This is a genomic window from Streptomyces sp. So13.3 (assembly GCF_005860785.2).
Lineage (GTDB): Bacteria > Actinomycetota > Actinomycetes > Streptomycetales > Streptomycetaceae > Actinacidiphila > Actinacidiphila fildesensis.
This window is the reverse complement of sequence record NZ_CP048835.1, coordinates 2,453,560-2,480,524: the sequence shown is the minus strand read 5'-3', so window position 1 is coordinate 2,480,524 and position 26,965 is coordinate 2,453,560. Positions and strand designations below refer to the sequence as shown.

Genomic DNA, 26,965 nt, shown 5'->3' with positions numbered 1-26,965 from the left:
GCGGTCACGGTGCGTCCATACGTCGTACGTCCCCAGGGTACCGGCGGGTGCCTCCCGCATACGGACGACGAGGGCTGGCTACGATGGGCCGTCCAGTGGCCGACCGGGCCAGCCGACATCCACCGATCCATCCGGGAAGGCCATGCTGAACAAGTACGCGCGTGCATTCTTCACGCGTGTTCTCACGCCGTTCGCCTCGTTCCTGCTGCGCATCGGGGTCACCCCCGACGCGGTGACCCTCATCGGCACCGGGGGAGTGATGGCGGGTGCGCTGGTCTTCTACCCCATGGGCGAGTTCTTCTGGGGCACCGTCGTCATCACCCTGTTCGTCTTCTCGGACCTGGTCGACGGGAACATGGCGCGGCAGTCCGGGGTGTCCAGCCGATGGGGCGCCTTCCTCGACTCCACCCTCGACCGGGTCGCCGACTCGGCGGTCTTCGGCGGGCTCGCGCTCTGGTACGCCGGGGGCGGTGACGACCTCGTGCTCTGCGCGGTGACGATCTTCTGCCTCGCCAGCGGCCAGGTGGTGTCCTACACCAAGGCCCGCGGTGAGGCCATCGGCCTGCCGGTGAACGTCAACGGGCTGGTGGAGCGTGCCGAGCGGCTCGTCATCACCCTCGTCCTGTGCGGTCTCGCCGGGCTGCACAAGTTCGGCGTTCCCTATATCGAGTGGCTTCTGCCGATCGCGCTGTGGGTCGTCGCCGCGGGCAGCCTGGTGACCCTGATCCAGCGGGTCGTCACCGTGCGCCGAGAGGCGGCGGAGGCCGACGCGGCCGACGCCGTCGCCGGTGCGAACGGGGGCGGCGCCGCGTGAAGGACCGGTTGATCGACGGCCTCTACGGCCTGGGCTGGAGTGCGGTGAAGAAGCTGCCGGAACCGGTGGCGAACGCCCTCGGCCGGCAGATCGCCGACCTGGTCTGGCGGCGGCGCGGCAAGGGAGTGCTCCGGCTGGAGTCCAACCTCGCCCGTGTCGTGCCGGACGCGGACGAGGCCCGGCTGCGCGAGCTGTCCCGGGCCGGAATGCGCTCCTACCTGCGGTACTGGATGGAGTCCTTCCGGATGCCCTCCTGGGACCGGGACCGCTTCCGCACCGGCGTCGACATCCAGGACGCGCACATCCTGAAGGACGGCCTGGCCGCCGGGAAGGGCGTCATCCTGGCGCTGCCGCACATGGGCAACTACGACCTGGCCGGCGCCTGGGTGACCACCAAGATCGGCGTCCCGTTCACCACCGTCGCGGAACGTCTCAAGCCCGAGACGCTGTACGACCGGTTCGTGGCCTACCGCGAGGGACTCGGCATGGAGGTACTGCCGCACACCGGCGGCTCCGCCTTCGGCACCCTCGCCCGCCGGCTGCGCGCGGGCGGCCTGGTCTGCCTCGTCGCCGACCGCGACCTGTCCGCCTCGGGCATCGAGGTGAAGTTCTTCGGCGAGGCCACCCGGATGCCCGCCGGCCCCGCGATGCTCGCGCAGCAGACCGGCGCGCTGCTGCTGCCGGTCACCCTCTGGTACGACGACTCGACGATCATGCGGGGCCGGATCCACCCGCCGGTCGAGGTCCCCGAGCTCGGGGAACGGGCCGAGAAGGCCGCGGTCATGACCCAGGACCTCGCCGACGCCTACGCCTCCGGGATCGCCGAGCACCCCCAGGACTGGCACATGCTCCAACGGCTGTGGCTCGCCGATCTCGAAGCGCGTCCGAACAGTTCCGGAACGGAGAAACTTTGAGGATCGGGATCGTCTGCCCGTACTCCTGGGACGTCCCCGGCGGCGTCCAGTTCCACATCCGCGACCTCGCGGAGCACCTGATCAAGCTCGGCCACGAGGTCTCCGTGCTCGCGCCCGCCGACGACGAGACGCCGCTCCCGCCGTACGTGGTCTCCGCGGGCCGCGCCGTCCCCGTGCCGTACAACGGCTCGGTGGCCCGGCTCAACTTCGGCTTCCTGTCCGCCGCGCGGGTGCGCCGCTGGCTGCACGACGGCGGCTTCGACGTCATCCACATCCACGAACCGACCTCGCCGTCCCTCGGCCTGCTGGCCTGCTGGGCGGCCCAGGGGCCGATCGTCGCGACCTTCCACACCTCCAACCCGCGCTCGCGGGCCATGATCGCCGCCTATCCGATCCTGCAGCCCGCGCTGGAGAAGATCCGCGCGCGCATCGCGGTGAGCGAGTACGCCCGGCGCACCCTGGTGGAGCACCTCGGCGGCGACGCGGTGGTCATCCCCAACGGCGTGGACGTCGACTTCTTCGCCACCGCCGAGGCCGAGCCGAAGTGGCAGTCGGAAGGGGCGCGCAGCACGGCCCTGGACGGCGTGCCGCGGCCGGGCGGGACGATCGGGTTCATCGGCAGGATCGACGAGCCGCGCAAGGGCCTGCCCGCCCTGATGCGGGCCCTGCCGAAGATCATCGCCGAACGCCCGGACACCCGGCTGCTGGTCGCCGGAAAGGGTGACGAGAAGGAAGCCGTCGAGGCCCTGCCGGAACACCTACGCGGCCAGGTGGAGTTCCTCGGCATGGTCAGCGACCGGGACAAGGCCCGGCTGCTGCGCAGCGTCGACCTGTACGTGGCCCCCAACACCGGCGGCGAGAGCTTCGGCATCATCCTCGTCGAGGCGATGTCGGCCGGCGCCCCGGTGCTCGCCAGCGATCTGGACGCCTTCCGCCAGGTCCTGGACGGCGGTGCGGCGGGCGAACTGTTCCCCGTCGAGGACGCCGACGCGCTCGCGGCCGCCGCGGTGCGGCTGCTCGGTGACCCCGAGCGCCTCGCGGAGCTGCGGGAACTGGGCAGCAGGCACGTCCGCCGCTTCGACTGGAGCACGGTCGGCGCCGACATCCTGTCCGTCTACGAGACGGTGACGGAGGGCGCCACCGCCGTCGCCACCGACGAACGCGTCGGCCTGCGCGCCCGCCTGGGGCTCGCCCGGGACTGAAGTACCCGGCGCGACGGTAGCCTTGCCGCCCGTGACCACCTTCATCTGGGTCGCGGTGGCTGTCGTTGCCATCGGCCTGTACCTGAGCTGGACCGCGGGCCGCCTTGACCGGCTGCACGCCCGTATCGACGCCGCCCGTGCCGCCCTGGACGCGCAGCTGCTGCGCCGCGCCTCGGTGGCCCAGGAGCTCGCGACGTCCGGGGTGCTGGACCCGGCGGCGTCCATCGTCCTCTACCAGTCCGCGCACGCCGCCCGGCAGGCCGAGGACGAGCACCGAGAGGTGGCCGAGAGCGAGCTGAGCCAGGCGCTGCGCGCGGTCTTCGCCGAACCGGACGCCGTCGAGGCGGTGCTGGCCGCGCCCGGCGGCGAGGAGACCGTCGGCGAACTGACCCAGGCCGTACGCCGGGTGCCGATGGCCCGCCGCTTCCACAACGACGCGGTCCGGGCGGCGCGGGCGGTGCGCAGGCACCGGGTCGTGCGCTGGTTCCGGCTGGCCGGCCACGCGCCCTTCCCGCTGGCCTTCGAGATGGACGACGAGCCACCGATGGCGTTCACAGCGGACGGCGCGGCAGGCCACTGACCCCGGATTGGCCCTTTTCCGGCCAGGTGGACCGGTTCAGGATGGGTACAACGCACCATTCGTCATCGAGTGAGGTCATACCGTGTCCACCACCCCCGCCACCGCCCAGAACCCCGAGACCGGCACCGCGCGCGTCAAGCGCGGTATGGCCGAGCAGCTCAAGGGCGGCGTGATCATGGACGTCGTCAACGCCGAGCAGGCGAAGATCGCCGAGGACGCCGGCGCCGTCGCGGTCATGGCCCTGGAGCGGGTGCCCGCCGACATCCGCAAGGACGGCGGCGTGGCCCGTATGTCCGACCCGGACATGATCGACGGCATCATCAACGCGGTGTCCATCCCCGTCATGGCGAAGTCCCGTATCGGCCACTTCGTCGAGGCCCAGGTCCTGCAGGCGCTCGGTGTCGACTACATCGACGAGTCCGAAGTCCTGACCCCGGCCGACGAGGTCAACCACAGCGACAAGTGGGCCTTCACCACCCCCTTCGTCTGCGGCGCGACCAACCTGGGCGAGGCCCTGCGCCGGATCGCCGAGGGCGCGGCCATGATCCGCTCCAAGGGTGAGGCCGGCACCGGCAATGTCGTCGAGGCCGTGCGCCACATGCGCCAGATCCGCACCGACATCCGCCGCCTCGGCACCCTGGACGAGACCGAGCTGTTCGTCGCCGCCAAGAACCTCCAGGCCCCGTACGAGCTGGTCAAGGAGGTCGCGGGCCTCGGCAAGCTGCCCGTCGTGCTCTTCAGCGCCGGCGGTGTGGCCACCCCGGCGGACGCCGCCCTGATGATGCAGCTCGGCGCCGAGGGTGTCTTCGTCGGCTCCGGCATCTTCAAGTCCGGCGACCCGGCGCAGCGCGCCGCCGCCATCGTGAAGGCCACCACCTTCTACGACGACCCCAAGGTCATCGCGGATGTCTCGCGCGGTCTGGGCGAGGCCATGGTCGGCATCAACTGCGACACCCTCCCCGAGTCCGAGCGCTACGCCAACCGCGGCTGGTAACCGGACCGTGAGCGCCATACCCACCATCGGCGTACTGGCCCTGCAGGGCGATGTACGCGAACACCTCGCGGCGCTCACCGCCGCCGGCGCACAGGCCGTGCCTGTGCGCCGGCCGGCCGAGCTCGCCGGGATCGACGGCCTGGTCATCCCCGGCGGCGAGTCCACCACGATGTCCAAGCTGGCGGTCATCTTCGGCATGCTGGAGCCGCTGCGCGAGCGGGTCGCGGCCGGAATGCCGGCCTACGGATCCTGCGCGGGAATGATCATGCTCGCCGACAAGATCCTGGACGGCCGGGACGACCAGGAGACCATCGGCGGCATCGACATGATCGTGCGCCGCAACGCCTTCGGGCGGCAGAACGAGTCCTTCGAAGCGGCCGTGGAGATCACCGGCATCGGCGGCGGCCCGGTCGAGGGCGTCTTCATCCGCGCCCCGTGGGTCGAGTCGACCGGCGAGCGGACCGAGGTACTGGCCCGGCTCGAGGACGGCACCGTGGTCGCCGTACGCTCCGGAAACCTGCTGGCCACCTCGTTCCACCCCGAGCTGACCGGCGACCACCGGGTTCACGAGCTCTTCGTCGACATGGTGCGCACCGCGGGCTAGCCCGACCCCGGTAGGATCTCTTCTGTTCATTTCTACTGGCGACGTTGTAAGGAGCTGGCGATGTCCGGCCACTCTAAATGGGCTACCACCAAGCACAAGAAGGCCGTGGTTGACGCCAAGCGCGGCAAGCTGTTCGCCAAGATGATCAAGAACATCGAGGTGGCGGCGCGCATGGGTGGCGGTGACGTCTCCGGTAACCCGACCCTTTACGACGCCATCCAGAAGGCGAAGAAGAGCTCGGTCCCGAACAAGAACATCGACAGCGCGGTCAAGCGCGGTGCCGGTCTGGAAGCCGGCGGCGCCGACTACCAGACGATCATGTACGAGGGCTACGGGCCGAACGGTGTCGCGGTGCTCATCGAGTGCCTCACCGACAACCGCAACCGCGCGGCCTCCGACGTCCGGGTCGCGATGACCCGCAACGGCGGCGCCATGGCGGACCCGGGCTCGGTCTCGTACCTGTTCAACCGCAAGGGCGTCGTCATCGTCCCCAAGGGTGAACTCTCCGAGGACGACGTGCTGGGCGCCGTGCTGGACGCCGGGGCCGAAGAGGTCAACGACCTCGGCGAGTCCTTCGAGGTCATCAGCGAGGCCACCGACATGGTCGCGGTCCGTACCGCGCTCCAGGACGCGGGCATCGACTACGACTCGGCCGACGCCAACTTCGTCCCCACCATGCAGGTGGAGCTCGACGAGGACGGCGCCCGCAAGATCTTCAAGCTGATCGACGCGCTGGAGGACAGCGACGACGTGCAGAACGTCTTCGCCAACTTCGACGTGAGCGACGAGGTCATGGAGCAGGTCGACGCCTGATTCCGCGTTGTCAGCACCACGGGCCGGCGGGACACATCCCGCCGGCCCGTCGGCGTTGGCGGCGTTGTCGGTGGGAACGGCTAACCTGCAGGAACAGTTGACCGACAGGGCTTGAGGGGTGACGGGGTGCGGGTACTCGGCGTGGACCCGGGACTGACCCGGCTCGGCATCGGAGTCGTGGACGGCGTCCCCGGGCGCCCGTTGACGATGCTGGGCGTAGGCGTGGTGCGCACCCCGGCCGACGCGGATATCGGGCACCGACTCGTCCTCATCGAGCGCGGCATCGAGGCGTGGTTGGACGAGTACCGGCCGGAAGTCGTCGCCGTGGAGCGGGTGTTCAGCCAGCACAACGTCAGCACGGTCATGGGCACCGCCCAGGCCAGCGCCGTCGCGATGCTCTGCGCCAGCCGGCGCGGACTCCCCGTCCATCTGCACACCCCCAGCGAGGTCAAGGCCGCCGTCACCGGCAGCGGACGGGCGGACAAGGCCCAGGTCGGCGCCATGGTGACGCGGCTGCTGCGCCTGGACGCCCCGCCCAAGCCGGCCGACGCCGCGGACGCGCTGGCGCTGGCCATCTGCCACCTCTGGCGCGGTACCGCCACCAACCGTCTCCAACAGGCCATCGCCGCCCACCGGCCGGCACGAATCCAGGAGCCCCGAGCATGATCGCCTTCGTCAGCGGCCCGGTCGCCGCACTCGCCCCGGACGCCGCGGTCATCGAGGTGGGCGGCATCGGCATGTCCGTCCTGTGCACCCCGGGCACCCTCGCCACCCTCAGGACCGGGCAGCCGGCCAGACTCTCGACGTCGTTGATCGTCCGCGAGGACTCGCTCACCCTGTACGGCTTCGCGGACGACGACGAGCGGCTGGTCTTCGAGCTGCTGCAGACCGTCAGCGGCGTCGGCCCGCGCCTCGCGCAGACGATGCTCGCCGTGCACTCCCCGGACGCCCTGCGGATCGCGGTGGCCACCGGGGACGAGAAAGCGCTCACCGCCGTCCCCGGCGTGGGCAAGAAGGGCGCCCAGCGGCTCCTGCTGGAACTGAAGGACCGGCTCGGCGAGCCCGTCGGCCCCGGGGCGAACCGCGGGATCGGCAGCCCCGTCAGCGCTTCCTGGCGCGACCAGCTGCACGCGGCGCTCATCGGGCTCGGCTACGCCACCCGCGAGGCCGACGAAGCGGTCTCAGCGGTCGCGCCGCAGGCAGAGGCGGAGCTGGCCGGGGGCGGAGCGCCCAATGTGTCCGCACTGCTGCGAGCGGCCCTCCAGACCCTGAACCGCACCCGCTGAGGGCATGCCGCCGCACGGACACGATCCCCGCACCGACTGCCTGACGCCGCTACGACCCGACGAGCCCCGCACCCACGAGCCCCGCACCGACGACCCGAAAGTCCGACATGAACTGGGACGAGCCCGCACCCCCGACCGCCGGCGAGCTGCCGGACCGGCTGGTCGGCTCCGATGCCGACGGTGAGGACCAGGCCGTCGAGGCCGCGCTGCGGCCGAAGGACCTCGGTGAGTTCGTCGGGCAGGAACGGGTGCGGCAGCAGCTGGACCTGGTGCTCAAGGCCGCCAAGAAGCGCGGCGGCACCGCCGACCACGTGCTGCTCTCCGGAGCGCCCGGCCTCGGCAAGACCACCCTGTCGATGATCATCGCCGCCGAGATGGGCGCCCCGATCCGCATCACCTCGGGCCCGGCCATCCAGCACGCGGGCGACCTCGCCGCGATCCTCTCCTCCCTCCAGGAGGGCGAGGTGCTGTTCCTGGACGAGATCCACCGCATGTCCCGGCCCGCCGAGGAGATGCTCTACATGGCGATGGAGGACTTCCGGGTCGACGTGATCGTCGGCAAGGGTCCCGGCGCCACCGCCATCCCGCTGGAGCTGCCGCCCTTCACCCTGGTCGGCGCCACCACCCGGGCCGGCCTGCTGCCGCCCCCGCTGCGGGACCGCTTCGGCTTCACCGGCCACATGGAGTTCTACGCCCCCGCCGAGCTGGAACGCGTCATCCACCGCTCGGCCCGGCTGCTGGACGTCGAGATCGAGACGGACGGCGGTGCGGAGATCGCCGGCCGCTCCCGCGGCACGCCCCGTATCGCCAACCGGCTGCTGCGCCGGGTCCGGGACTACGCGCAGGTCAGAGCCGACGGCCGGATCACCCGCGAGATCGCCACGCAGGCCCTGGAGGTCTACGAGGTGGACGCCCGAGGCCTCGACCGGCTGGACCGGGCGGTGCTGCGCGCCCTGCTCCAGCTGTTCGGCGGCGGCCCGGTCGGTCTGTCGACACTGGCGGTCGCCGTCGGTGAGGAGCGCGAGACGGTCGAGGAGGTCGCCGAACCGTTCCTGGTCCGGGAGGGTCTGCTGGCGCGTACTCCCCGTGGCCGGGTGGCTACCCGGGCGGCCTGGACGCACCTCGGCCTGGTCCCGCCCCAGCAGCCCGGGGGCCCCGGCCAGGGTGGCCTGTTCGGACCGTGACGGCATGGGGACTCGCCCCCCAGGAACCCCAGTGCCATGCTGGGCGTTGTTTCACCGGCGAGGACTCGCTTAGACTCCGCCGACGCCCTTCCTCCGGAACGGCATACACCCCCGTAGATCAGGCCAGCCACCGCGGCCGTGCGAAGGAACGTTGTAAATCGTGAGTATCGGCTTGCTCCTCCCGTTCATCATCCTTATCGGTGCCATGTTCCTCATGACCCGGTCTGCCAAGAACAAGCAGCGGCAGGCGGCGACGATGCGGAACCAGATGGAACCGGGCTCCGGTGTCCGCACCATCGGCGGCATGTACGCCGTGGTGAAGGAAGTCAACGAGGACACCGTCCTCCTGGAGCTGGCCGACGGGGTGCACGCGCACTTCGCGAAGAACTCCATCGGCGCCGTCCTGGACCAGTCCGAGTACGACCGGATCGTGCACGGCATCGAGCCGGACGAGCTGGAGGACGGCTCCGAGGACACCGACGGGGACGCGGCCACCGATGAGGACGCCGTGACGGCCGAGGCCGCCGATGACGAGCGCATCGACCTGAGCAAGACGGAGGACGAGCCGAAGAAGGACGGCACCGACCCCAAGTAAGGGCGCGTCGGTCCGGACTCTCACATCACTTCGTGGCCACCCCACGGGCGCGCAGGCCCGGGGGCTGGTTGGACAGGGAGATACAAGAAGGTGGCAGCACCCAAGAAGGGCCGCAGGTCCTCGGGGAGTCAGGGGTACCCCGGGCGCGCCCTGGCCGCGATCCTGATCGCGCTCGTGGCGTTGACGGGGACGATGTTCCTCTCGCACAACACCAAGCCGCGACTGGGCATCGACCTCGCAGGCGGTGTCAGCATCACGTTGACCGCCAAGAGCGATCAGGCCGGCGCGGTCAACAAGACCAACATGAACACCGCTGTGAGCATCATCAACCAGCGTGTGAACGGTCTTGGTGTCTCCGAGGCGGAGGTGCAGACCCAGGGCGACAATCACATCATTGTCAACATCCCCAAGGGCACCGACCCCAAGCAGGCGCAGGAGCAGGTCGGCACGACCGCCCAGCTGTACTTCCGGCAGGTGCTCGCCGAGCAGGCGAACCCCCCGGCGGCCAAGACGCCGCCGGCGACGCCCACCCCGTCCGTGACCCCTTCGGCGACTCCGTCGGGCAAGCCCGGTACCAAGCCGACCGGTACGGCCACGCCGAAGAGCACGCCCTCGACGAAGGCCACTCCCTCGTCGAGCGCCACCACTCAGGGCCGCGCGGTCACCGACGGTCTGAAGGCCGACCCGGCCAAGGCGCCGACCCCGACGCCCACCCCGTCCGCGCCCCCGGCCGGCACGCTGGACAGCACGATTCCGGCCGATCTGCAGGCCAAGTTCACCGCCCTTGACTGCAACGACCCGAAGCAGCGGCTGGCCGCGAACCAGGGTGTCAAGCCGGAGAACAAGGTCGTCGGCTGCGGCGAGCGTGGCGACGGCAAGGACAAGATCTGGTACAAGTACGCGCTCGGCCCGGCCGTCCTCGACGGCAAGGACGTCTCCAAGGCCAGTGCGAAGTTCGACACCACGTCCGGCAACGGCTGGGTCGTCGACCTCAGCTTCACCGGCGGTGGCGCCAAGAAGTTCACGAGGGTCACCACGCAGCTCGCCGCCCAGCAGCCCCCGCTGAACCAGTTCGCGATCGACCTCGACGGCAACGTCGTCTCGGCGCCCTCGGTTTCGCAGGCCCTGCCCGGCGGCAGCGCGACGATCTTCGGCAGCTTCACCCAGACGTCCGCGACGAACCTGTCGAACGTCCTGTCCTACGGTTCGCTGCCGCTGTCCTTCGACATCAGCGACGTGACCACGGTCTCCGCCGCACTCGGCGGCGAGCAGCTGCGCGGCGGCCTCATCGCGGGCGCCGTCGGCCTCGCGCTGGTCGTGCTCTACATGCTGGCGTACTACCGGGGCCTCGGCCTCGTCGCGATCGTCAGCCTCCTGGTGTCGGCGGCACTCACCTACACGCTGATGTCCCTGCTCGGCCCGGCCATCGGCTTCGCGCTGAACCTGCCGGCCGTCTGTGGAGCCATCGTCGCCATCGGTATCACCGCGGACTCGTTCATCGTCTTCTTCGAACGGATCCGTGACGAGCTGCGCGAGGGCCGCTCGCTGCAGCCCGCCGTGGCCCGCGGCTGGCCGCGCGCCCGGCGCACCATCCTGGTGTCGGACTTCGTGTCCTTCCTGGCCGCCGCGGTGCTGTTCGCCGTCACGGTCGGCAAGGTCCAGGGCTTCGCGTTCACGCTGGGTCTGACCACCCTGCTCGACGTCGTGGTGGTGTTCCTCTTCACCAAGCCGTTGATGACGATCCTGGCCCGCAACAAGTTCTTCGCGGAGGGCCACAAGTGGTCCGGCCTCGACCCGAAGGGCCTGGGTGTCCAGGCCCCCATCCGCCGCGTCCGCCGCAGGACGAGCACCGAGACGAAGGAGGCCTGATGTCCAAGCTCGGTAATCTCGGACAGCTCGGACACCGGCTGCACCGTGGCGAGATCGCCTACGACTTCGTCGGCAAGCGCAACCTCTGGTACGGCGTCTCGATCCTGATCACGATCGTGGCCATCGCCGGCCTGGCGATCAACGGCCTCAAGCTCGGCATCGAGTTCTCCGGTGGCGCGGTCTTCACCACCGGCAAGACGCCGTACTCGGTCACCGACGTGCAGAACAAGATCGCCGGCCACACCGGCGGTCATGTCGCCACCGTGCAGAAGCTCGGCAACGGCGGCGTCCGGATCCAGGTCAGCGACATCTCCACCGAGGAGTCGAAGACCATTCAGGAGCAGGTCGCCACCGACCTCGGCGGCTCGACCAAGATCGACGCACAGATCGTCGGCCCCAGCTGGGGTGAGGAGATCTCGAAGAAGGCCTTCACCGGCCTGATCATCTTCATGATCCTGGTGGTGATCTATCTCGCCATCGCCTTCGAGTGGCGGATGGCCATCGCCGCCCTCGTCGCCCTGATCCACGACCTCACGATCACCGTCGGCGTCTACGCCCTCGTCGGTTTCGAGGTCACCCCGGGCACCGTGATCGGTCTGCTGACGATCCTCGGTTACTCCCTCTACGACACCGTCGTCGTCTTCGACGGTCTCAAGGAGACGACCCGCAGCATCACCAAGCAGACCCGCTACACGTACAGCGAGCTGGCCAACCGCAGCCTGAACCAGACCCTGGTGCGTTCCATCAACACCACGGTCGTCGCGCTGCTCCCCGTCGGTGCCCTGCTGTTCATCGGTGGCGGCATCCTCGGAGCCGGTGTCCTCAACGACATCGCGCTCGCGCTCTTCGTCGGCCTCACCGCCGGTGCGTACTCCTCGATCTTCATCGCGACCCCGCTGGTCGCGGACTTCAAGGAGCGCGACCCGGAGATCAAGGCCCTCAAGAAGCGCGTGCTGGCCAAGCGCAAGGCCGACGCCGCCAAGGGCGTGGACCCGGCCGACGAGGACCGGCGCGCCCGTGAGGACGTCGCCGCCGCCGAGGACGCCGAGGACGACGAGCCGGAGGACGGCGACCGTGCCGCCGCCGGCGGTGTGGTCGGCCAGCGTCCCCAGGCCGCCCGCAACCGTGGCAAGAACCGTCCTTCCGGGAAGCGGCGGTGACGGCGACCGCGGCCGGCGCCGAAGCGCTGCGCGAGCAGCTGCTCGGCCGGATCCGGGACGTGCCGGACTACCCGCAGCCGGGTGTGATGTTCAAGGACATCACCCCGCTGCTGGCCGACCCCGACGCGTTCAACGCCCTGGTGGACGCCCTGGCCGTGCTCTGCGCGCGCCATGGCGCCACCAAGGTCGCCGGACTGGAGGCGCGCGGGTTCATCCTCGCCGCCCCCGCGGCGGCCCGGGCCCACCTCGGCTTCGTGCCCGTGCGCAAGGCGGGCAAGCTGCCCGGCGCGACGCTGTCGCAGCGCTACGAGCTGGAGTACGGCAGCGCCGAGATAGAGGTGCAGCAGGACGCCCTCGCCCCCGGCGACCGGGTCCTGGTCATCGATGACGTGCTGGCCACCGGCGGCACCGCCGAGGCCTCGCTGGAGCTCATCCGGCGGACCGGCGCGGAGGTGGCCGGGGTCGCGGTCCTGCTGGAGCTCGGCTTCCTCAAGGGCCGCGAACGGCTCTCCACCGCCCTCGCGGGCGCCCCGCTGGACGCACTGATCATCGTCTGACACCACAGGCACAGCGCCCTGCGGCACCACAGCACCGCCCGGAGGCGGGCGCCCGGAAACCACCGGGCGCCCGCCTCCTGCCACAGATCGATACCATGGGTGCTCCCACCCGCGTGAGGAGTGCTCTTGCCAGACGAGGCCCAGCCGCTCGACGCCGAAGGCGGGGACGAAACCCCCGCCGGGAGCAACGGAGCCGCCCCCGAGCCGCCGACGCCTGCCGTCCGGCCCGTACGGACCCCCGCCAGCGCGACGCCGTCGCGCGCCGCAGGCTCCTCCAACCGCGTCCGCGCCCGCCTCGCCCGGCTCGGTGTGCAGCGGTCCAGCCCGTACAACCCGGTGCTGGAGCCGATGCTGCGGATCGTCCGGGGCAACGACCCGAAGGGCGACACCGCGCAGCTGCGCCAGATCGAGCGCGCCTACCAGGTCGCGGAGCGCTGGCACCGCGGAGTGAAGCGCAAGAGCGGCGACCCGTACATCACCCACCCGCTCGCGGTCACCACGATCCTCGCCGAGCTCGGCATGGACCCGGCCACACTGATGGCGGGACTGCTGCACGACACCGTCGAGGACACCGACTACAGCCTGGACGCGCTGCGCCGGGACTTCGGCGACCAGGTCGCGCTGCTCGTCGACGGCGTCACCAAGCTCGACAAGGTGAAGTTCGGCGAGGCCGCGCAGGCCGAGACGGTACGCAAGATGGTCGTGGCCATGGCCAAGGACCCGCGCGTCCTGGTCATCAAGCTCGCCGACCGCCTGCACAACATGCGCACCATGCGGTATCTCAAGCGGGAGAAGCAGGAGAAGAAGGCCCGCGAGACGCTGGAGATCTACGCCCCGCTGGCGCACCGGCTGGGCATGAACACCATCAAGTGGGAGCTGGAGGACCTCGCCTTCGCGATCCTCTACCCCAAGATGTACGACGAGATCGTGCGGCTGGTCGCCGAGCGCGCCCCCAAGCGCGACGAGTACCTCGCCGTCGTCACCGACCAGGTCCAGCAGGACCTGCGCGCGGCCCGGATCAAGGCGACCGTCACCGGCCGCCCGAAGCACTACTACAGCGTCTACCAGAAGATGATCGTGCGAGGCCGCGACTTCGCCGAGATCTACGACCTGGTGGGGATCCGCGTCCTCGTCGACACCGTCCGCGACAGCTATGCGGCGCTCGGGACCATCCACGCGCGCTGGAACCCGGTGCCCGGGCGGTTCAAGGACTACATCGCGATGCCCAAGTTCAACATGTACCAGTCGCTGCACACGACGGTCATCGGGCCCAGCGGAAAACCCGTCGAGCTGCAGATCCGCACCTTCGACATGCACCGCAGGGCCGAGTACGGCATCGCCGCGCACTGGAAGTACAAGCAGGACCCGGTCTCCGGCGCCTCGAAGGTGCGCACCGACACCCCGCGCAAGAGCGACGGCGACACCGTCAACGACATGGCGTGGCTGCGGCAGCTGCTGGACTGGCAGAAGGAGACCGAGGACCCGAGCGAGTTCCTGGAGTCGCTGCGCTTCGACCTCTCGCAGAACGAGGTCTTCGTCTTCACCCCCAAGGGCGACGTCATAGCGCTGCCGGCCGGCGCCACCCCGGTGGACTTCGCCTACGCGGTGCACACCGACGTCGGGCACCGGACCATAGGGGCCCGGGTCAACGGCCGCCTGGTGCCGCTGGAGTCGACGCTCGACAACGGCGACCTGGTGGAGGTCTTCACCTCCAAGGCCGCGAGCGCCGCCCCGTCGCGCGACTGGCTGGGCTTCGTGAAGTCCCCGCGCGCCCGGAACAAGATCCGCGCCTGGTTCTCCAAGGAGCGCCGCGAGGAGGCCGTCGAGCAGGGCAAGGACGCCATCGCGCGGGCGATGCGCAAGCAGAACCTGCCGATCCAGCGGGTCCTGACCGGCGACTCGCTCGTCACCCTCGCCCACGAGATGCGCTACCCGGACATCTCCGCGCTCTACGCGGCGATCGGCGAGGGGCACATCACCGCCCAGTCCGTCGTCCAGAAGCTGGTCGACGCGCTCGGCGGCGAGGAAGGTGCGACCGAGGAGATCGAGGAGGTCACCACCCCCTCGCGCAACCGCTCCAAGCGGCGGGCCAACGCCGACCCCGGCGTGGTCGTCAAGGGCGTCGACGACGTGTGGGTCAAGCTGTCCCGCTGTTGCACCCCGGTGCCCGGCGACCCGATCATCGGCTTCGTCACCCGGGGCAGCGGAGTCTCGGTGCACCGCACGGACTGCGTCAACATCGAGTCGCTGTCCCAGGAGCCCGAGCGGATCCTGGAGGTCGAGTGGGCGCCCACCCAGTCGTCCGTCTTCCTGGTCGCCATCCAGGTCGAGGCGCTGGACCGGTCGCGGTTGCTGTCGGACGTGACGCGGGTGCTGTCCGACCAGCACGTCAACATCCTGTCCGCCGCCGTGCAGACCTCCCGTGACCGGGTCGCGACCTCGCGTTTCACCTTCGAGATGGGCGACCCCAAGCACCTGGGGCACGTCCTGAAGGCCGTACGCGGCGTCGAGGGCGTCTACGACGTGTACCGCGTCACCTCGGGCCGTCAGCGCTGAGCCCGTACGCGAGCGGCCCCGGTACGGAAGATCCGTACCGGGGCCGCTTCGTCGTGCGGTGCGGGCCTCAGGGCCTGCTCAGCCGCCGAACTCCTCCAGGCCCTTCAGGGCCTGGTCCAGCAGGGCCTGCCGGCCCTCGAGCTCACGGGTGAGCTTGTCGGCCTTCGACGCGTTGCCCGCGGCCCGGGCGGCCTCGGCCTGGGTGCGCAGCTTGTCGACGGCCGCCTGGAGCTGGCCCGTCAGACCCGCGGCGCGGGCCCGCGCCTCCGGGTTCGTCCGGCGCCACTCGTTCTCCTCCGAGTCCTGGATCGCGCGCTCGACCGCGTGCATCCGGGCCTCGATACGGGGCCGGGCGTCGCGCGGCACATGGCCGACGGCCTCCCAGCGCTCGTTGATCGCGCGGAACGCCGCACGGGCCGCCTTGAGATCCGTCACCGGAAGGATCTTCTCGGCCTCGATGGCGAGCTCCTCCTTGAGCGCGAGGTTCTCCCGCTCCTGGGAGTCGCGCTCGTTGAAGACCTCGGTGCGGGCCTGGAAGAACTGGTCCTGGGCGCCGCGGAAGCGGTTCCACAGGTCGTCCTCGGACTCGCGCTGCGCGCGGCCTGCGGCCTTCCACTCCGTCATCAGCTCGCGGTAGCGGGCGGCGGTCGGACCCCAGTCGGTGGAGTTCGACAGCGCCAGCGCCTCCGTGACCAGCTTCTCCTTGGCGCGGCGGGCCTCCTCGCGCTGGGAGTCCAGCGACGCGAAGTGCGCCTTGCGCCGCTTGGAGAAGACCGAACGGGCGTGGCTGAAACGGTGCCACAGCTCGTCGTCGGCCTTGCGGTCCAGGCGCGGCAGCGCCTTCCAGGTGTCCACCAGGGCGCGCAGCCGCTCGCCCGCGGTCCGCCACTGCTCGCTCTCGGCCAGCCCCTCGGCCTCCGCGACCAGCTCCTCCTTGGCCACCTTGGCCTCGTCGGTCGCCTTCGCCTTCGCGACCTTGCGCTCCTCGCGGCGCGATTCCACCAGCCCGACGAGTGCGTCCAGCCGTGTGGCGAGCGCCGCCAGGTCGCCCACCGCGTGCGCCTCGGTGACCGACGCCCGAAGGTGCTCGATCGCGGTCAGCGCGTCCTTGGGCGCGAGGTCGGTGGTCTTCACCCGCCGCTCGAGGAGGCCGATCTCGACGACAAGCCCCTCGTACTTGCGCTCGAAGTAGGCCAGTGCCTCATCCGGAGACCCCGCCTGCCACGAACCGACCTCCCGCTCCCCGTCGGCCGTACGCACGTACACGGTCCCCGTCTCATCGACGCGGCCCCATGGGTCGCTGCTCACAGCGCCTCCTCCACGTGATGCCCGGCCGCTTTCCGGCTCGCGGGCATCGTTCACAGTTTCCTCCGGCCGGGCTGCGCCCTGACCGGTCCAACGCCAACATAGGCGACCGGCGCCCCGGCTGTCCGCATCCAGCACACGCGAAATTTACCGCCGGGGCCCGGCTCATCAGGGGTTCACGACTGCTTCACGACCGCCTTGTTGATCACCACGGTCGCGTTCGGGGCGGTGTTCTGCTGGGCGTCGGGGGCCGCCGCGCCCGCCGCCGCGATCTTCTGCAGCACCTTCATGCCGTCGGCGCCGATGGTGCCGAAGGGCGTGTAGGACGCCGGCAGCGGGCTGTCCTTGTAGACCAGGAAGAACTGGCTGCCGCCGGTGTGCGGCTGCCCGGTGTTCGCCATCGCGATCGTGCCCGCCGGGTAGGTGCCCTTCGCGACGGCCGGGTCCTTGAGGTTCTCGTCCGGAATCGTGTAGCCGGGGCCGCCCTGGCCGGTACCGGTCGGGTCGCCGCACTGCAGGACGAAGATGTTGTCGGCGGTGAGCCGGTGGCACTTGGTGTGGTCGAAGAAGCCCTTGTCGGCGAGGAACTTGAACGAGTTCACGGTGGCCGGCGCCTTCGCCGCGTCCAGCGCCATCGCGATGTCACCGCAGGTGGTCTGGAGCGTGAAGGTGTACTTCGCGCTCTTGTCGATGTCCATCGCCGGCTCGGTCTTCCACTGCTGCTTCCCCGGGGTGCCCGCGCCCGGCTTGGCGCACGGGTCCGGCGCCTTGGAAGGCGTCGTGGCCGACGGACTGGCGGCCGCGTCGGTCTTCGACTTCTCCTTGCCGTCCAGGCTGCCCGTCGCGTACGCGGTGGCGCCGGCGGCCACCACGACGGCCACCACGGCGGCGATCACGCTGTTGCGCCGGCGGGCCTTGGACTGCTCCGCGGTCCTGCGCTGCTGCTGCCGCTCGAACTTCTCTCGGGCGAGCTGTCGCCGCCGCTGTTCCTTGGTGACCACTTCGCCGTCTCCCGGTCTTCTGCTTCAGTCTTCTCGAAAACGTCATCTCGAACGTGAATCCGCGTGCGGCAGATCTTCGCGCCCCACCCGGCCCGCAGTCCAGTACCCGCGCGCCACGCACAGGCGCACCTGCGGGACGATACGGGTTCGCGGCGGCCACTCCCGCGCCGGTAGGCTCGTGAGCTGCCGACAGCTCCGCGGACGACAGAAGGACGAACGTGCTTATTGCCGGGTTCCCCGCCGGGGCCTGGGGGACCAATTGTTATGTGGTCGCCCCCGCCGCCGGTGAGGAGTGCGTGATCATCGACCCGGGTCACCAAGCGACCCAGGGCGTCGAGGACACGCTCGCCAAGCATCGCCTCAAGCCCGTCGCCGTCATCCTCACCCATGGCCACCTCGACCATGTGGCGTCCGTCGTGCCGGTCTGCGGGGCCCATGACGTCCCGGCCTGGATCCACCCCCGGGACCGCTACATGATGAGCGACCCGGAGAAGGCCCTGGGGCGCTCCATCGGGCAGCAGCTGCTGGGCGAGCTGACGATCGGGGAACCCGACGACGTCCGGGAGCTGACCGACGGCGCCGCCCTCGGGCTGGCCGGCCTGGAGTTCACCGTCTCGCACGCGCCGGGCCATACGAAGGGGTCGGTGACCTTCAGGCTTCCCGAGACCTCCGACGTGCCGTCGGTGTTCTTCTCGGGCGACCTGCTGTTCGCCGGCTCCGTCGGACGCTCCGACCTGCCCGGTGGCTCCGCGGACGAGCTGATGGAGTCGCTGGCGCGGGTGTGCCTGCCGCTCGACGACTCGACCGTGGTGCTGTCCGGCCACGGCCCCCAGACGACCATCGGCCGCGAGCGCGCCGCCAACCCCTACCTGGGGGAAGCGGCCCGCGGCTTCGGAGCCGGTTCACCGGCTCCGCGACGAGGATTGTGACAAGGCTTCCTGTGAGTACCTTCCAGGCCCCCAAGGGCACGTACGACCTGATCCCGCCGGACTCCGCGGCGTATCTCGCGGTGCGCGAGGCGATCTCCGCACCGCTCAAGCGGGCCGGCTACGGCTATATCGAGACCCCCGGGTTCGAGGCGGTCGAACTCTTCTCCCGCGGCGTCGGCGAGTCCACCGACATCGTCAGCAAGGAGATGTACACCCTCACCACCAAGGGCGGCACCACGCTCGCGCTGCGCCCCGAGGGCACCGCCTCCGTGCTGCGCGCCGCCCTGCAGAACAACCTGCACAAGCTCGGCAACCTGCCGGTCAAGCTCTGGTACTCGGGCTCGTACTACCGCTACGAGCGCCCGCAGGCCGGCCGGTACCGGCACTTCTCGCAGGTCGGCGCCGAGGCGATCGGCACCGAGGACCCGGTGCTGGACGCCGAGCTGATCATCCTGGCCGTCGACGCGTACAAGGCACTCGGCCTGAAGAACTTCCGGGTGCTGCTCAACTCGCTCGGCGACAAGGAGTGCCGTCCGGTCTACCGGGCCGCGCTCCAGCAGTTCCTGGCCGGTCTCGACCTGGACGAGGACACCGTGCGCCGGGCGGAGATCAACCCGCTGCGCGTTCTGGACGACAAGCGCGACGCGGTGCAGAAGCAGCTGACCGGTGCCCCCATGCTCCGTGACTACCTGTGCGAGGCGTGCAAGGAGTACCACGAGCAGGTGCGCGAGCTGCTGACGGCCGCGGGCGTGGCGTACGAGGACGACCCGAAGCTGGTGCGCGGCCTGGACTACTACACCCGCACCACCTTCGAGTTCGTGCACGGCGGTCTCGGCTCGCAGTCCGCCGTCGGCGGCGGCGGGCGGTACGACGGCCTGTCCGAGATGATCGGCGGCCCCGCGCTGCCGTCCGTCGGCTGGGCGCTGGGCGTGGACCGTACGGTGCTGGCGCTCAAGGCCGAGGGCGTCGAGCTCGAACTGCCCGCGACGACCGACGTGTTCGCCGTACCGCTCGGCGAGGAGGCGCGCCGCACGCTCTTCGGCACGGTCACCGAGCTGCGCCGGGCGGGTATCGCCACCGACTTCGCGTTCGGCGGCAAGGGCCTGAAGAACGCGATGAAGTCGGCGAACCGCGCCGACGCCCGCTTCGCGATCGTGGCCGGTGAGCGTGATCTGGCCGAGGGCGTGGTGCAGCTCAAGGACATGCGGAGCGGTGAGCAGACGGCGGTCGCCCTGGACGCGCTGGTCGCCACCCTCCAGGAGAAGCTGGCCTGACCCGCTGCTCCGACCTGCGGCGAAGGGCCCGGACAGCTGTCGCTGTCCGGGCCCTTCGCCCTGTGCGGGACGCGGGGTCAGATCAGCCCGTGCCGCATCGCGCTGGTGACCGGCCTTGTCCTCCGGACCGACCAGGGCGATGACCTCCGCCGGATCGCGCGGTCGCGGGTAGTACCGCGCGAAGTGCCGCACGCTCTCGCGGAGGGTCAGCTCCGCCGGCGCCGACTCGTCCTGCCAGACGATGCCGACCCGTGAGCGCCAGGCGCGGCCGGCCAGGTCCGGGTCCTCGCCCAGCACGGTCACCTCGCCGCCGTCCCCCGACCGGTGCCCCTGCAGGATCTCGACCGTCGTGCTCTTGCCCGCCCCGTTGGGGCCCAGGATCCCGAACGCCTCGCCGCGTTCGATGTCGAGATCGACTCCGTCGACCGCGGTGACCTCGCCGTACCGCTTGCGGAGGCCCCGCACCCGCACCGCCTCGTTTCCCATGCCGGTAGGAATCCTCCTGGGCACGCGCCGCGGGGGACGACCAGGAGGACACTCCCGTGTCCACCGTTCGATGGACCACCGGGCACCTGCGGGCCCTGCCACTGGTGCACAATGAAGGTCGCGCGGGATAACGACGGATCTACGGAACGGCGATATGACGACTTCGGCGCTCGACCAGACTCTCACCGACGGTGACCGCGAGACCGGGAACACCATCGGGACGGGACGTCCCTTCGCGTGGCTGCTGGTGATCTGCGGCGCGCTCGGCACGCTCGCGTCCTTCGTGATCACCTGGGACAAGTTCAAGCTCCTCGAAGACCCGAACTTCGTCCCGGGCTGCAGCCTGAACCCGATCATCTCCTGCGGCAACATCATGAAGAGCGAACAGGCCCACGCGTTCGGCTTCCCGAACCCGATGATCGGCCTGATCGCCTACCCGATCGTGGTGTGCATCGGCGTCGGTGTGCTCGCGGGCGCCCGCTACCGGGGCTGGTTCTGGCTCGGCCTGCAGGCCGGCACCCTGTTCGGCGTCGGGTTCGTGACCTGGCTGCAGTACCAGTCGCTGTACAACATCAACTCCCTGTGCCTGTGGTGCTCCCTGGCCTGGGTCGTCACCATCGCGCTCTTCTGGTACACGGCCGTGCACAACATCAAGCACGGCATCATCAAGGTCCCGGCCGGGGTGCGTAGCGCGGTCCTGGAGTTCCACTGGGTCGTGCCGGTGCTCTGGTACGGCATCATCGCGATGCTGATCCTGACCCGCTGGTGGTCGTACTGGAAGACGCTCATCTGAGCCCGGGGGCCCGGTAGGCCCGCCGCACCCGTCCTCCGGGCGCGGCGGAACCCGCGGCTACTGCGGGGTGACGTACGCCCCGCCGATGCCGCCGTCCACGAGGAACTCGCTCGCCGTCATGAAGCTGGAGTCGTCGCTGGCGAGGAACGCCACCGCGGCGGCGATCTCCGTCGGCTCGGCGAAGCGGCCCACCGGAATGTGCACGATCCGGCGGGCGGCGCGCTCCGGGTCCTTGGCGAACAGCTCCTGGAGCAGCGGGGTGTTGACCGGGCCGGGGCACAGCGCGTTGACCCGGATGCCCTCGCGGGCGAACTGCACGCCCAGCTCGCGGGTCATGGCCAGGACGCCACCCTTGGACGCCGTGTAGGAGATCTGCGAGGTGGCCGCGCCCATCTTGGCCACGAACGACGCGGTGTTGATGATCGAGCCCTTGCCCTGCCGCTGCATGTACGGCAGCACGGCCTTGCAGCACAGGTAGACGGAGGTCAGGTTGACCTCCTGGACCCGGCGCCAGGCGTCCAGGCCGGTGGTGAGGATCGAGTCGTCGTCGGGCGGCGAGATCCCGGCGTTGTTGAAGGCGATGTCGACCGATCCGTAGGTGTCGTACGCCGTCCTGAACAGCGCCTCGACCTGCTCGGGGTCGGTGACGTCGACCTTGACGAAGATCCCGCCGACCTCCTCGGCCGCGGCCTTGCCCGACCCCTCGTCGATATCGGCGACGACCACGTTCGCGCCCTCGGAGGCGAAGCGGCGTGCGGTGGCCAGCCCGATGCCGCTGCCGGCGCCGGTGATGACCGCGGTACGGCCGACGAGGCGGCGGCAGACTTCGGTGGTGGATGGCTCTGACATGCGCTGCTACTCCTCAGTGCTGATGAAGACGTTCTTGGTCTCGGTGAAGGCGGCGAGGGCGTCGGGGCCCAGTTCCCGGCCGAGGCCGGATTCCCCGAAGCCGCCGAACGGCGTCGCGTAGCGGACCGAACTGTGGCTGTTGACCGACAGGTTGCCCGCCGCGACCCCGCGCGACATCCGGAGGGCCCGGCCGAGGTCGCGGGTCCAGATCGAGCCGGACAGCCCGTAGCGGGTGGCGTTGGCGAGCCGCAGCGCGTCCGCCTCGTCCTCGAAGGGCAGGACGACGGCGACCGGCCCGAAGATCTCCTCGGTGGCGGCGGGGGCGGCGGCGCCGACCGGGGCCAGCACCGTCGGCGGGTACCAGAAGCCGGGTCCTTCGGGGGCGCTGCCGCGGGCGGCGACCGGCAGGTCGTCCGTGACGAGCGAGCGGACCCGATCCCGCTGGACCGCCGAGATCAGCGGACCCATCTCGGTGGCGGGGTCCGACGGGTCGCCTACCCGGACGGCCTCGACCGCCGGGACCAGCAGCTCCAGGAACCGTTCGTAGACCTCCCGCTGGACCAGGATCCGGGTGCGGGCGCAGCAGTCCTGGCCCGCGTTGTCCAGGAACGCCATCGGGGCCGCCGCCGCGGCCTTCTCCAGGTCCGCGTCGGCGAAGACGATGTTCGGGCTCTTGCCGCCGAGTTCGAGGGTGACCCGCTTCACCTGACGTGCGCACTGCTCCATGATCCGCTTGCCGACGGCGGTGGAGCCGGTGAACACGATCTTCCGCACGTCCGGGTGCTCGACGAGCCGGGTCCCGGTGACCGGGCCCGCGCCGGGCAGTACCTGGAAGAGCCCTTCGGGCAGGCCCGCGGACAGGGCGAGTTCGGCCAGCCGCAGTGCGGTCAGCGGGGTGGTCTCGGCCGGTTTGAGCAGGACGGCGTTGCCCGCCGCGAGCGCCGGGGCGGTGCCCCACGCCGCGATCGGCATCGGGAAGTTCCACGGGGCGATGACGCCGACGACGCCGATCGGCTCGTGGAAGGTGAGGTCGATGCCGCCGGCGACCGGGATCTGCCGGCCGCTGAGCCGTTCCACGCCGCCGGCGGCGTAGTCGAGCAGATCACGGACGTTCCCGGCCTCCCAGCGGGCGTTGCCGAGGGTGTGGCCGGCCTCGCGGACCTCCAGCGCGGCGAGCTCCTCGGCGTGCGCGTCGACCTCGGAGGCGAACCGGCGCAGGCCGCGCGCCCGGTCGGCCGGGGCCAGCGCCGCCCAGCCCTGCTGGGCCTTGGCCGCCGCGGCGACGGCGGTGTCCACGCCCTCCGGGGTGGTCGCCGCGACCGTGGCGACGACCTCCTCGGTGGCGGGGTTGAGTACCTGGTGGTGCTCGGTCACGGGGCTGCTTCCTTACATCCGCTCGAAGGAGCGGAACCGCTCCCAGTCCGTGATGGCGGTGTCGAACGCTTCCTGCTCGATCCGCGCCATGTTGCTGTAGTGGTCGACGACGTCCTGGCCGAAGGCCTCCCGCGCGATCGGGCTGGCCGCCCACAGTCCGGCGGCCTCCCGCAGGGTGCCGGGCACCTGCGCGTAGTCGGCGGTGTAGGCGTTGCCCGTGCAGGCCTCCGGCAGTTCGAGCTTGTGCTCGATGCCGTACAGACCCGCCGCGACCATGCCCGCCACGGCCAGGTACGGGTTGACGTCGCCGCCCGGGACGCGGTTCTCCAGGCGCAGCGAGGCGCCGTGCCCGACGACGCGCAGCGCGCAGGTGCGGTTGTCGACGCCCCAGGCGACCGCGGTGGGGGCGAAGGAGCCCGGCCGGAAACGCTTGTAGGAGTTGATGTTGGGCGCGTACAACAGGGAGAAGTCGCGCAGGGCGGCGAGCTGCCCGGCCAGGAAGTGCCGCATGAGGGGCGACATCTCGCCGTCCTCGCCCGCCATGACAGGGCGTCCCGCCTCGTCCCGCAAGGAGAGGTGGATATGACAGGAGTTGCCCTCGCGCTCGTTGAACTTCGCCATGAAGGTGAGCGAGGCGCCCTCCTGGGCGGCGATCTCCTTGGCCCCGGTCTTGTAGACGGTGTGCTGGTCGCAGGTGACGAGCGCCTCGTCGTAGCGGAAGACGATCTCGTGCTGGCCGAGATTGCACTCGCCCTTGGCGGACTCCGGGGTCAGGCCCGCCCCGGCCATCTCGTTGCGGATCCGGCGCAGCAGCGGCTCGACGCGGGAGGTGGCGAGCACCGAGTAGTCGGCGTTGTACTGGTTGGCGGGGGTCAGGCCGCGGTAGCCGCCGTCCCACGCCTGCTCGTAGGTGTCGCGGAAGACCATGAACTCCAGCTCGGTGCCGGCATGGGCGGTCCAGCCCTGGTCCGCGAGCCGGCCCAGCTGGTGGCGCAGGATCTGCCGGGGCGCGGCGACCACCGGCTTGCCGTCGTTCCAGGCGAGGTCGGCGATGAGCAGCGCCGTGCCGTCCTGCCAGGGGACGTGGCGCAGGGTGCTGATGTCGGGGTGCATGGCGAAGTCGCCGTAGCCGCGTTCCCAGGAGGACATCGCGTAGCCGTCGACGGTGTTGAGGTCGACGTCCACCGCGAGCAGGTAGTTGCAGCCCTCGGTACCGTGGGCCAGCACCTCGTCGAGGAAGAACGGTGCGGCGAATCGTTTGCCCTGCAGCCGCCCCTGCATATCGGCGAAGCCGAGGATGACGGTGTGGATCTTCCCCGCTGCCACCAGGGCGCGCAGGGCGTCGACGGACAGGGGGGGTGTGCGATCTGCCACGAGGGAGGTCCTCTCGGATCGGGCGGAAGCACTAAGGTATGGGTTGGAACCATTGATTGGGAAGGGGCCCGCGCATGAGTGAGCAGCAAATCTCCGCGGATCCGCTCGCCTCGGTGCTACGGCCGGTCCGCGGCGGCAATGGTTTCGAGGAGGCGCTGGAGCAGGTGCTCCAGGTCGTCCGGCTCGGTCTGGTGCCCGACGGCGAGCGGCTGCCCGCCGAGCGCGAACTGGCCGAACGGCTGCGGATCAGCCGCGTCACCCTGCGCGAGGTACTGAAGGTCCTGCACGAGCAGGGGCTGGTCGAGACCCGCCGCGGCCGGCACGGCGGCACCTTCGTCCGCAACCGCCCGCCGTCCCACGGCGCGGGCCGGGCGGACGCGGAGAACGAACTGCGGCGCAGGGCGGCCGGACTGGGCACCGGCGGCCTGGACGACGTGCTGCGCTTCCGCGAGGTCCTGGAGGTCGGGGCGGCCGGTCTCTGCGCCCGCACCGAACTGACCGGGGAGCAGACGGACCTGCTGCGCCGCCGGCTGCGCGAGACGGGCGACGCGCCCACCGCAGACTACCGGCGCGCCGACACCCTGCTGCACCTGGCCATCGCCGAGCTCTGCGGCTCCCCTTCGCTGGTCACGCAGTACGCCGCGGTGCGCGCCCAGGTCAACGAACTCCTGGACTGCATCCCCATCCTGGTACGCAACCTCGAACACTCGCAGGGCCAGCACACCGCGCTGGTCGAGGCCATTCTCGACGGCGAGGAGGAGGCCGCGGCGGCGGTGATGCGCGAGCACGCCGAGGGCACCGCGGCCCTGCTGCGCGGCTTCCTCGCCTGACCCCGCCGTGGCCGGCGAACCGGCCGGCCGGTCCCTGCCGGGGGCTTGCGCATCTCCGCGACAGCCGTAAAGGTATGCGTTCAAACCTTTACCCCTCGTCCCGTACGGGAGTGACGCATGCCCCAGCCCGGCGATTCACCGTTCCCAACAGGCAGCACGGCAGGCAGCACGGCGACGGCGACCCCGCCCGGCGGCGACGACTACCTGGAGCGCCGCACCCTGCGCCGCGGCACCGCGGGCTGGCTGCTGCTCACCGGACTCGGCGTCGCCTACGTCGTCTCGGGCGACTACTCCGGCTGGAACTTCGGCCTGCGCGAGGGCGGTTTCGGCGGACTGGCCATCGCCACCGCCCTGATGGGCCTGATGTACACCTGCCTGGTCTTCTCGCTCGCCGAGATGTCCTCGGTGCTGCCCACGGCCGGCGGCGGCTACGGCTTCGCCCGCCGCGCCCTCGGACCCTGGGGCGGCTTCCTCACCGGTACCGCCATCCTCATCGAGTACGTGCTCGCGCCCGCCGCCATCGCCACGTTCATCGGTGCCTACGTCGAGTCCCTCAACCTCTTCGGGCTCACCTCCGGCTGGCCGGTCTTCCTCGCCTGCTTCGTGATCTTCATCGGCGTGCATCTGTGGGGCGTCGGCGAGGCGCTGCGGTTCAGCTTCGTCGTCACCGCCGTCGCCGTCCTCGCGCTGGTGGTCTTCGCCGTCGGAGCCCTCGGCTCCTTCGACGCGAGCCGGCTCAACGACATCAAGGTGACCGACGCGGTCGGCGCCGGATCCTGGCTGCCCTTCGGCCTGATGGGGATCTGGGCCGCGTTCCCCTTCGGAATGTGGTTCTTCCTGGGCGTCGAAGGCGTTCCGCTCGCCGCCGAGGAGACCAAGGACCCGGTGAAGAGCCTGCCCAGGGCCATGGCGCTCTCCATCGGCATCCTCGTGGTGCTCGCCGTCATCACCCTGCTTCCGACGGTCGGAGCGGGCGGCGCCGACGCGCTCAAGGAGTCCGGGAACCCGCTGGTCGAAGCGCTGCAGACGGCCAACGGCGGGAAGTCCTCCGCACTGAGCCAGATCGTCAACTACGCGGGTCTCGCCGGTCTGGTCGCCTCGTTCTTCTCGCTCATCTACGCCGGATCGCGGCAGCTGTTCGCCCTGTCCCGGGCCGGCTATCTGCCCCGCTTCCTCTCCCTGACCAGCAAGCGCAAGGCCCCGTACCTGGGGCTGGTGGTCCCCGGCACCATCGGCTTCGTCCTGGCGGCGGCCAACGCCGACGACGGGTCCAAGGTCCTGAACATGGCGGTCTTCGGCGCGGCGGTCAGCTACGTCCTCATGGCGCTGTCGCACATCGTGCTGCGGCTGCGCGAGCCCGCCCTGCACCGGCCCTACCGCACCCCCGGCGGCATCGTCACCTCCGCCGTCGCCTTCGTGCTCGCCGTCGCGGCCGTGGTCGCCACGTTCCTGGTCGACATCGACGCGGCCCTCACCGCGCTCGCCGTCTACGCCGTGGCCATCGCCTACTTCGCCCTCTACAGCCGCAAGCGGCTGGTCGCCTCCGCCCCCGAGGAGGAGTTCGCGGCACTGGCCGCCGCCGAGGCCGAGCTGGCACGGGACTGACGGCCGCCGCGCGACAC

The 26,965-nt window shown here is 70.7% G+C and carries 25 protein-coding genes and 1 pseudogene; 20 read left to right on the top strand and 6 right to left on the bottom strand.

Features of this window, described 5'->3' with window-relative positions; genetic code table 11:
- The first annotated feature begins 142 nt into the window (after window positions 1-142).
- From pgsA to C8250_RS11180, 15 genes are all read left to right on the top strand, one after another.
- Entirely contained in the window at window positions 143-814 is a 672-nt protein-coding gene (gene pgsA / locus C8250_RS11250; RefSeq protein ID WP_138352646.1) for a phosphatidylinositol phosphate synthase, read from the top strand.
- Window positions 811-1,728, top strand: a complete 918-nt coding sequence (locus C8250_RS11245; RefSeq protein ID WP_138352645.1) for a phosphatidylinositol mannoside acyltransferase — start codon at window positions 811-813, stop codon at window positions 1,726-1,728. The genes pgsA and C8250_RS11245 overlap by 4 nt, the downstream gene beginning before the upstream one ends.
- Complete coding sequence (locus C8250_RS11240; protein ID WP_138352644.1) at window positions 1,725-2,930, top strand: glycosyltransferase family 4 protein; 1,206 nt, start codon at window positions 1,725-1,727, stop codon at window positions 2,928-2,930. The genes C8250_RS11245 and C8250_RS11240 overlap by 4 nt, the downstream gene beginning before the upstream one ends.
- A gap of 22 nt (window positions 2,931-2,952) precedes the next feature.
- Window positions 2,953-3,510, top strand: coding sequence for a LemA family protein (locus C8250_RS11235; RefSeq protein ID WP_138352643.1), 558 nt, complete (start codon window positions 2,953-2,955; stop codon window positions 3,508-3,510).
- Between the two features lie 82 nt (window positions 3,511-3,592).
- The gene (gene pdxS, locus C8250_RS11230) at window positions 3,593-4,504 is read left to right on the top strand and encodes a pyridoxal 5'-phosphate synthase lyase subunit PdxS (protein ID WP_138352642.1); all 912 of its coding nucleotides are present in this window, start codon (window positions 3,593-3,595) and stop codon (window positions 4,502-4,504) included.
- Between the two features lie 7 nt (window positions 4,505-4,511).
- Entirely contained in the window at window positions 4,512-5,108 is a 597-nt protein-coding gene (gene pdxT, locus C8250_RS11225; RefSeq protein ID WP_274599397.1) for a pyridoxal 5'-phosphate synthase glutaminase subunit PdxT, read from the top strand.
- A 60-nt stretch (window positions 5,109-5,168) separates the two neighbouring features.
- Window positions 5,169-5,921, top strand: coding sequence for a YebC/PmpR family DNA-binding transcriptional regulator (locus tag C8250_RS11220; RefSeq protein WP_138352640.1), 753 nt, complete (start codon window positions 5,169-5,171; stop codon window positions 5,919-5,921).
- Between the two features lie 126 nt (window positions 5,922-6,047).
- The gene (gene ruvC, locus C8250_RS11215) at window positions 6,048-6,587 is read left to right on the top strand and encodes a crossover junction endodeoxyribonuclease RuvC (protein ID WP_138352639.1); all 540 of its coding nucleotides are present in this window, start codon (window positions 6,048-6,050) and stop codon (window positions 6,585-6,587) included.
- Window positions 6,584-7,207: a Holliday junction branch migration protein RuvA gene (ruvA, locus tag C8250_RS11210; RefSeq protein WP_138352638.1), complete on the top strand. Its 624-nt coding sequence runs from the start codon at window positions 6,584-6,586 to the stop codon at window positions 7,205-7,207. The genes ruvC and ruvA overlap by 4 nt, the downstream gene beginning before the upstream one ends.
- A gap of 107 nt (window positions 7,208-7,314) precedes the next feature.
- Window positions 7,315-8,391: a Holliday junction branch migration DNA helicase RuvB gene (gene ruvB / locus C8250_RS11205; RefSeq protein ID WP_138352637.1), complete on the top strand. Its 1,077-nt coding sequence runs from the start codon at window positions 7,315-7,317 to the stop codon at window positions 8,389-8,391.
- Between the two features lie 160 nt (window positions 8,392-8,551).
- Window positions 8,552-8,986: a preprotein translocase subunit YajC gene (yajC, locus tag C8250_RS11200; protein WP_138352636.1), complete on the top strand. Its 435-nt coding sequence runs from the start codon at window positions 8,552-8,554 to the stop codon at window positions 8,984-8,986.
- A gap of 90 nt (window positions 8,987-9,076) precedes the next feature.
- The gene (gene secD, locus C8250_RS11195; RefSeq protein WP_138352635.1) at window positions 9,077-10,855 is read left to right on the top strand and encodes a protein translocase subunit SecD; all 1,779 of its coding nucleotides are present in this window, start codon (window positions 9,077-9,079) and stop codon (window positions 10,853-10,855) included.
- Window positions 10,855-12,015, top strand: coding sequence for a protein translocase subunit SecF (gene secF / locus C8250_RS11190; RefSeq protein ID WP_138352634.1), 1,161 nt, complete (start codon window positions 10,855-10,857; stop codon window positions 12,013-12,015). The genes secD and secF overlap by 1 nt, the downstream gene beginning before the upstream one ends.
- Window positions 12,012-12,572, top strand: a complete 561-nt coding sequence (locus tag C8250_RS11185; RefSeq protein ID WP_138352633.1) for an adenine phosphoribosyltransferase — start codon at window positions 12,012-12,014, stop codon at window positions 12,570-12,572. Before secF ends, C8250_RS11185 begins: the two co-directional genes overlap by 4 nt.
- A 126-nt stretch (window positions 12,573-12,698) precedes the next feature.
- Window positions 12,699-15,128, top strand: coding sequence for a bifunctional (p)ppGpp synthetase/guanosine-3',5'-bis(diphosphate) 3'-pyrophosphohydrolase (locus C8250_RS11180; protein WP_138352632.1), 2,430 nt, complete (start codon window positions 12,699-12,701; stop codon window positions 15,126-15,128).
- Between the two features lie 78 nt (window positions 15,129-15,206).
- On the opposite strand, the gene C8250_RS11175 is transcribed toward C8250_RS11180, so the two are convergent.
- Together C8250_RS11175 and C8250_RS11170 are read right to left on the bottom strand one after the other, a co-directional pair.
- Complete coding sequence (locus C8250_RS11175; protein WP_138352631.1) at window positions 15,207-16,436, bottom strand: DUF349 domain-containing protein; 1,230 nt, start codon at window positions 16,434-16,436, stop codon at window positions 15,207-15,209.
- 173 nt (window positions 16,437-16,609) lie between these two features.
- Entirely contained in the window at window positions 16,610-17,434 is an 825-nt protein-coding gene (locus tag C8250_RS11170) for a peptidylprolyl isomerase (RefSeq protein ID WP_138352630.1), read from the bottom strand.
- Between the two features lie 218 nt (window positions 17,435-17,652).
- Between C8250_RS11170 and C8250_RS11165 the strand changes: the two genes are divergently transcribed.
- On the top strand, window positions 17,653-18,363 hold the full coding sequence (locus tag C8250_RS11165; RefSeq protein ID WP_138352629.1) for an MBL fold metallo-hydrolase: 711 nt from the start codon (window positions 17,653-17,655) through the stop codon (window positions 18,361-18,363).
- Window positions 18,364-18,374: 11 nt separating this feature from the next.
- Entirely contained in the window at window positions 18,375-19,637 is a 1,263-nt protein-coding gene (hisS, locus tag C8250_RS11160) for a histidine--tRNA ligase (RefSeq protein WP_138352628.1), read from the top strand.
- A 111-nt stretch (window positions 19,638-19,748) separates the two neighbouring features.
- Here the strand turns inward: hisS and C8250_RS11155 are convergent.
- A pseudogene (locus C8250_RS11155) lies at window positions 19,749-20,123 on the bottom strand (ATP-binding cassette domain-containing protein); the annotation flags it as partial.
- Window positions 20,124-20,277: 154 nt separating this feature from the next.
- Between C8250_RS11155 and C8250_RS11150 the strand changes: the two are divergent.
- On the top strand, window positions 20,278-20,916 hold the full coding sequence (locus C8250_RS11150; protein WP_138352627.1) for a vitamin K epoxide reductase family protein: 639 nt from the start codon (window positions 20,278-20,280) through the stop codon (window positions 20,914-20,916).
- A gap of 57 nt (window positions 20,917-20,973) precedes the next feature.
- On the opposite strand, the gene C8250_RS11145 is transcribed toward C8250_RS11150, so the two are convergent.
- The 3 genes from C8250_RS11145 to C8250_RS11135 are packed head-to-tail and all read right to left on the bottom strand — an operon-like array spanning window position 20,974 to window position 24,513.
- The gene (locus tag C8250_RS11145; RefSeq protein ID WP_138352626.1) at window positions 20,974-21,765 is read right to left on the bottom strand and encodes a 3-oxoacyl-ACP reductase; all 792 of its coding nucleotides are present in this window, start codon (window positions 21,763-21,765) and stop codon (window positions 20,974-20,976) included.
- A gap of 6 nt (window positions 21,766-21,771) precedes the next feature.
- Window positions 21,772-23,139: an aldehyde dehydrogenase family protein gene (locus C8250_RS11140; RefSeq protein ID WP_138352625.1), complete on the bottom strand. Its 1,368-nt coding sequence runs from the start codon at window positions 23,137-23,139 to the stop codon at window positions 21,772-21,774.
- 12 nt (window positions 23,140-23,151) lie between these two features.
- The gene (locus C8250_RS11135) at window positions 23,152-24,513 is read right to left on the bottom strand and encodes a glutamine synthetase family protein (protein ID WP_138352624.1); all 1,362 of its coding nucleotides are present in this window, start codon (window positions 24,511-24,513) and stop codon (window positions 23,152-23,154) included.
- Between the two features lie 74 nt (window positions 24,514-24,587).
- Between C8250_RS11135 and C8250_RS11130 the strand changes: the two genes are divergently transcribed.
- Window positions 24,588-25,343, top strand: coding sequence for an FCD domain-containing protein (locus tag C8250_RS11130; RefSeq protein ID WP_138352623.1), 756 nt, complete (start codon window positions 24,588-24,590; stop codon window positions 25,341-25,343).
- Window positions 25,344-25,460: 117 nt separating this feature from the next.
- A complete protein-coding gene (eat, locus tag C8250_RS11125; protein ID WP_138352622.1) occupies window positions 25,461-26,948 on the top strand; it encodes an ethanolamine permease in 1,488 nt (495 codons plus the stop codon).
- The last annotated feature ends 17 nt before the right edge of the window (window positions 26,949-26,965 follow it).

What these genes read in the sequence shown, in the direction of transcription:
- C8250_RS11220 (WP_138352640.1), top strand. Translation starts at nt 5,169, where the DNA reads ATGTCCGGCCACTCTAAATGGGCTACCACCAAGCACAAGAAGGCCGTG.
- C8250_RS11130 (WP_138352623.1), top strand. Translation starts at nt 24,588, where the DNA reads ATGAGTGAGCAGCAAATCTCCGCGGATCCGCTCGCCTCGGTGCTACGG.
- ruvA (WP_138352638.1), top strand. Translation starts at nt 6,584, where the DNA reads ATGATCGCCTTCGTCAGCGGCCCGGTCGCCGCACTCGCCCCGGACGCC.
- ruvB (WP_138352637.1), top strand. Translation starts at nt 7,315, where the DNA reads ATGAACTGGGACGAGCCCGCACCCCCGACCGCCGGCGAGCTGCCGGAC.
- C8250_RS11150 (WP_138352627.1), top strand. Translation starts at nt 20,278, where the DNA reads ATGACGACTTCGGCGCTCGACCAGACTCTCACCGACGGTGACCGCGAG.
- secF (WP_138352634.1), top strand. Translation starts at nt 10,855, where the DNA reads ATGTCCAAGCTCGGTAATCTCGGACAGCTCGGACACCGGCTGCACCGT.
- C8250_RS11145 (WP_138352626.1), bottom strand. Translation starts at nt 21,765, where the DNA reads ATGTCAGAGCCATCCACCACCGAAGTCTGCCGCCGCCTCGTCGGCCGT.
- pgsA (WP_138352646.1), top strand. Translation starts at nt 143, where the DNA reads ATGCTGAACAAGTACGCGCGTGCATTCTTCACGCGTGTTCTCACGCCG.
- eat (WP_138352622.1), top strand. Translation starts at nt 25,461, where the DNA reads ATGCCCCAGCCCGGCGATTCACCGTTCCCAACAGGCAGCACGGCAGGC.